Here is a 5,361-nt window from a genome sequence, read left to right on the forward strand (position 1 = left end):
CTGGAGGAAGGCATCAACCGCTTGCCGGGCTTCACGCCGGAGTTGCAGGGGGTCTATCTGAAAAACGAAGGCGGTCGTACTCGCGCCTATGGGTATGTGATCAAGGCTTGATGACGGGTTGCAGGAGTCGGCCTGGGCCGGCTCCTGCTGCCTGCATCGATCAGAACTTTTCCGCAATGAACTTGAACGGATAGTTCGGATCCCGATAGTTGCCGGGGCTTTGGCGCTTGGGCAGTTTCACTTTTTCCCGTGGCACATCCTCGTAGGGAATGCTGTTCAGCACATCGCTGATGATGTTCAGGCGCGCCCGTCGCTTGTCATTGGAGTTGGCGACCCGCCACGGGGCGAAATCGGTGTCGGTGGCCTCGAACATGTCGTCCCGGGCACGGGAGTAGTCGTACCAGCGGTTATAGGACTTGAGGTCCATGGGCGACAGCTTCCAGATCTTGCGTCCGTCGGTGATACGTTCCTTGAGGCGTCGGGTCTGCTCTTCCTGGCTCACTTCGAGCCAGTACTTGATCAGGATGATTCCCGATTCGACCAGTGCATGCTCGACGCGCGGAACCACGGAGAGAAAGTTGTGCACCTGCTCTTCAGTGCAGAATCCCATGACCCGCTCTACACCCGCGCGGTTGTACCAGCTGCGATCGAAGATCACCACTTCGCCAGCCGCTGGCAGGTGCGGCAGATAACGTTGCACATACATCTGGCTTTTTTCCCGCTCGGTCGGCGCCGGTAGCGCCACCACCCGGAACACCCGCGGACTGACCCGTTCGGTCAGCGCCTTGATGGTGCCGCCCTTGCCGGCGCCATCGCGACCCTCGAAGATGATGCAGACCTTGGCGCCCGAGTGCTGCACCCACTCCTGCAACTTGACCATTTCGACATGCAAGCGCGCCAGTTCCTCGAGATAGACCTTGTTCTTGAGCTTGCTGCCTTCAGCCGGTTTGATTTTCGGTTCAACCTTCTTCTTTGCCATGCACGTTACTCCTTCAATGTCTCGCACAGCAGCCGGGGCGCGCCCGACCGCATTCATTCAGCGTCGACTGCACTGGTAATGTTCAACCGCCTGTTCCAGGTTCAGGAACAGACGCGCTTCGCCCAACGTACGCCCCAGGGGCGCCTTGATGACCATGTCCCAGACCCCCGGACTCATGCCCACCAACCACAGTGAAATGCCTTTCTCGCTCATGCGCTGCTCCGCGCTGGTGAGCATTTTCAGGGCGGTGTACTCCAGGTCGAACACGCTGCGCAGGTCCAGGGCCACGACTTTGGGTCTGGACTCATCAATCAGCGGCCGGATCTTCTCGGCTATGCGCTCGGCATTGGCGAAGAACACCCGCCCCTCGGGCCTGAGCAACAGCAGCCCGTCAAAGTGTTCGTCGTCGGCGTTGCCAGTGGCCTGCGGGCGATAGACGTTGGTGCCGGGCTTGCGGCCCAGGACATGCACCGGTGGGTCCGAGACCTGATAGGCCAGGGTCAGCAACGAAACAATGATCGCCACGACGATCCCTTGCAGCGTGCCCAGCAGCATCACGCCGATCATGGCCACCACCGCCCAGGCGAATTCGGTACGGCGAACCGAGAGGATCTCGCGAAACTCCGCCGGTTCGATCAGGCCCACCGAATACACGATCACCACGGCTGCGAGCGTGGCGTTGGGCATCAGGCCAATCAGCGGCGCCAGCAGCAGGCAAGTGCCCAGCGCCAGTGCCGCGGTGACCAGTGCGGCCACTTGCGAACGGGCGCCGGCCAGGCGGTTCACCGCCGTTTGGGTGGTCCCGCCGCCGGCGACCATGGCTCCGAGAAACGCCCCGCCGATGTTGGCGACACCTGTGGCCAGCAACTCACGGTTGGGCTGTGGCGCGGGCTCGTCGCTGCGGGCGAAAGCGCGCCCCGCCGCGATGGTTTCGGTGAAGCTCATCAGCGCGATGCCCATCGCCGAAGGCCACAGGATTTCGGCCATCGACCATACCGGCAGGGTCGGCTGTGGCAATCCGATCAGCACCAGGCCGACGGCGGACACACCAAAACTTTCCAGGCCAAACACGCTCATGGCAATGATGCCCAGCGCTACCGCAATCAAGGGGGCGGGCAATCGCGGGGCATAACGCTTCATGCCAACCAGCAGCAAGACCATGGACACGCCGACCGCCACGGTCGGCAGCGAAGCGTGACCGACACTCTGTACAGTGGCCACCAGGTTGTGAAAGAAACCACCTTTGTCGATGTGAGTACCCAGCAGCTTGGGTAGCTGGTCGAGCACGATGACCACGCCGATACCGGCCTTGAATCCCACCAGCACCGGCTCGGAAATGAAATTGGCGACAAAGCCCAGGCGCAGCGCCCCCGCGACAATCAGGATCGCGCCCACCATCAGGGCCAGCGTGGCGGAACCCGCCAGCAAGGTCGCGGCATCGCCATCGGGGCTGATCTGGCCCAACGCGGAGCCGGCGAGAATGGCCAGGGTTGTCGTGGTGCTGACACTGAGCGGGCGCGACGTACCGAGCACGGCATAAATCACCATCGGCACCAGCACCGTGTACAGCCCGACCTGCACCGGCAAGCCGGCAATGGTGGCGTACGCCAGCGCCTTGGGAATGACCACGGCCGCAGCCGTCAGCCCGGCGACCACATCGCCCCGCAGCCAGTCCGGCCGATAGCTGCCGAGCCACTCAGGGATCAACAGACTGCGCAGGGTACCCCGCTGTGGAGTGCCTGTAATCCGCCCTTGCGGATCGCTGCCTTGTTGATTCATCAGTCACTCCAGTCGTAATTCGTCCATGCGGATGATGAGAGGGCTCACCTGACCGCACAATCCTTTAACTGCACGCGTCACCACTTCCAACCTTCATCGGCGTCGAAGCGCGCCATCCACGCAGGCTCGGCCAGTTACAAATGTAGCCGGTTTGCACGGCTTCGCCGCTACAGGGTCGGTAAAGGCGAAGGCCCCAACCATCACCGCTGAAAAATGGAAAGCCTTATATGGACGACGCCATGGGCGCGATAAATGAGCTATACCCGCTATTTCCCCCCATTGCAGTTCTTCAACCCAGGAGTTTGGCAATGAAGCTCAAGACCCCTCTGGCAGCACTCATGGTGGTGGCAAGCCTGTTCGGCTGTGCCACCTCATCGAACCACGGCGCGAACGTCAAGTTGGACGCCACCCGGCAAAACGCCGGTCAGATCGGCACCGTCACCTTGACCGACTGGGACAAGAAAACCGGGCTCAGTTTCTTCATCAGCGGTGCGCCAACCGGAGTCACCCTGCCCCTGCGTCTTTACTCTTTCATCAATAACGGCAGCTGCGAGCGCCCCGGGTCAGTTGCCTACGCGATGAACGACACCGTCAACACCGAACGCCAGCCCGTACGCGGCTGGTCCTTTAACAGAACCGCACCTGTGCCCTTGCAAACCCTGCTGGACGGCAAGTATTCGGTAGTCGTGCGTACGGCTCCGTCCGATGGCAACGCCGATATCTTTTGCGGGGATATCAAGGCAACAGAGCCAGTGAAGAAATAGCCACGGCCATTGCAGGCCAGCCCACGTCCCGGTACCGCTCGTGCCACTTGTCGTGCAGTGCGAGCGGTGACGCCGGGCAAGCGGAGCCAGCGGCAACAACCGGTAACAAACCTGTCATTACTCACTGATAACGTCCTTGCTCTTTCTCGAACCGCATCCGTTCGATCTCCGATCGGCAGCTCCCCAGACCGGGCCTTGCCCAACCGCTCAAGGTGTCACTTCAGGTGTACTCAAGCACGACGCGCAAGCCAATCATCATCCGATCCAACGACATGAGCTGCGACGACTTTGGTGAGCTGTTCCTGAACCTGTTCGGCAACCTGTATTCCGACTCTGCGCCGCCACCCAAAAGCATCAACATCGGCGGGGTCTACGGCAGGCACGAAGGTGTGAGCTTTCGTCGCATGCACTTTCACGGTGATTTCACGGTGGCTTTCCCCGCCCCCCTCGATGAAATCACCTTCGTCATTCCCACCGCCGGCAAGATCATCTTCAACCACGTCACCGAGTCGGTAGGAATGGCACAGATCGGCCTGGCCATCGACAAGGCCGAGGTCCGCTCGGCGCGCTTTGCCGACAATCATGCCCAGCACGGGATCTCGATCAGCCGGGCGCTGATCACCGAACGCCTGTCGATGTTGCTCGGCAAGCCGATCCTGCAAAAAATCCGTTTTGAGCCTGTGGTGGACCTGAGCGTACCCGCCTTGCAGGGCATCAAGGCGCTGGTGGACCTGGCCACCGGCGCCGAGTTCGACCTGCTGATCAATACAGGCTCGCTGATGCCTTCACGCCTGCGCGAAATGCTGATCGACGCGGTGCTCGAAACCTGGCCGCACAACTACACCGAATCCCTTCGGCGCCCTTCCCCACTGATAGCGCCGCGACATGTGAAGCTGGCCGTCGAGTACATTCAGGCCCATCCCGAGCAACTGGCCAGCGGTAGGGAACTGGCGCAGTTGACCAGCGTCAGCCTGCGCGCATTGCAGGAGGGCTTTCAACGTTTCATGGGCACTTCGATCGTTGCCTATCAGCGCCAGGTACGCCTGGAGCGCGCTTTTGCCACGCTGTCCCAGGAGGCGTCGCCTTCGGTGACGGACGTAGCCTTGCAACACGGCTTCAGCAACATCGGCCGGTTTTGCCAGTATTTCCAGAGTGCCTACGGCATCAGTCCCGCAGACGTGAGAAAAGGAGTGCGAACGCGGCCGATGGCGATCAATTGAGGATATGTGGGAGGGGAAAGTCAGTCCCTTCCTCGCTGGCTGTCAGTCCGTCTTCGCGAGCTTGCTCGTGATGGAAACACAGGCACCGCGGGGTGTCAGGCAGCCAGTGTCATCGTTAACGACCATCGCGAGCTTGCTCGCTCCTACAGGGCACAGATCCACCGTAGGAGCGGGTGCCCGCTTGCGGCATGCTCGCGATGGAGGCACAGGCACCTCGGGGTGTCAGGCAGCCAGTGCCATCGTTGACGACCATCGCGAGCTTGCTCGCTCCTACAGGGCACAGATCCACCGTAGGAGCGGGTGCCCGCTTGCGGCATGCTCGCGATGGAAGCACAGGCACCTCGGGGTGTCAGGCAGCCAGTGTCATCGTTAACGACCATCGCGAGCTTGCTCGCTCCTACAGGGCACAGATCCACCGTAGGAGCGGGTGCCCGCTTGCGGCATGCTCGCGATGGAGGCACAGGCACCTCGGGGTGTCAGGCAGCCAGTGCCATCGTTGACGACCATCGCGAGCTTGCTCGCTCCTACAGGGCACAGATCCACCGTAGGAGCGGGTGCCCGCTTGCGGCATGCTCGCGATGGAAGCACAGGCACCGCGGGGCGTCAGGCAGCCAGTGTC

4 protein-coding genes are annotated in these 5,361 nt (G+C 61.6%); 2 read left to right on the forward strand and 2 right to left on the reverse strand.

Going from position 1 to position 5,361, the window contains the following annotated elements; genetic code table 11:
• Positions 1–160: 160 nt before the first annotated feature.
• Positions 161–979: a polyphosphate kinase 2 gene (gene ppk2 / locus CAG47_RS25475; protein ID WP_085728639.1), complete on the reverse strand. Its 819-nt coding sequence runs from the start codon at positions 977–979 to the stop codon at positions 161–163.
• Between the two features lie 57 nt (positions 980–1,036).
• On the reverse strand, positions 1,037–2,758 hold the full coding sequence (locus CAG47_RS25480) for a SulP family inorganic anion transporter (protein WP_085728641.1): 1,722 nt from the start codon (positions 2,756–2,758) through the stop codon (positions 1,037–1,039).
• Between the two features lie 308 nt (positions 2,759–3,066).
• On the opposite strand from CAG47_RS25480, the gene CAG47_RS25485 reads away from it, so the two are divergent.
• Both CAG47_RS25485 and CAG47_RS25490 read left to right on the forward strand, forming a co-directional pair.
• Positions 3,067–3,522: a hypothetical protein gene (locus tag CAG47_RS25485; protein WP_085728643.1), complete on the forward strand. Its 456-nt coding sequence runs from the start codon at positions 3,067–3,069 to the stop codon at positions 3,520–3,522.
• A 272-nt stretch (positions 3,523–3,794) separates the two neighbouring features.
• Positions 3,795–4,742, forward strand: coding sequence for an AraC family transcriptional regulator (locus tag CAG47_RS25490; RefSeq protein ID WP_256577546.1), 948 nt, complete (start codon positions 3,795–3,797; stop codon positions 4,740–4,742).
• Positions 4,743–5,361: the final 619 nt, after the last annotated feature.

Origin of the sequence: Pseudomonas sp. R37(2017), assembly GCF_002113375.1 — a bacterium.
Taxonomy (GTDB): domain Bacteria; phylum Pseudomonadota; class Gammaproteobacteria; order Pseudomonadales; family Pseudomonadaceae; genus Aquipseudomonas.

Bases quoted from the DNA above. Each gene is read 5' to 3' on its own strand.
- ppk2 (WP_085728639.1), bottom strand. From the start codon at position 979: ATGGCAAAGAAGAAGGTTGAACCGAAAATCAAACCGGCTGAAGGCAGC.
- CAG47_RS25480 (WP_085728641.1), bottom strand. From the start codon at position 2,758: ATGAATCAACAAGGCAGCGATCCGCAAGGGCGGATTACAGGCACTCCA.
- CAG47_RS25485 (WP_085728643.1), top strand. From the start codon at position 3,067: ATGAAGCTCAAGACCCCTCTGGCAGCACTCATGGTGGTGGCAAGCCTG.
- CAG47_RS25490 (WP_256577546.1), top strand. From the start codon at position 3,795: ATGAGCTGCGACGACTTTGGTGAGCTGTTCCTGAACCTGTTCGGCAAC.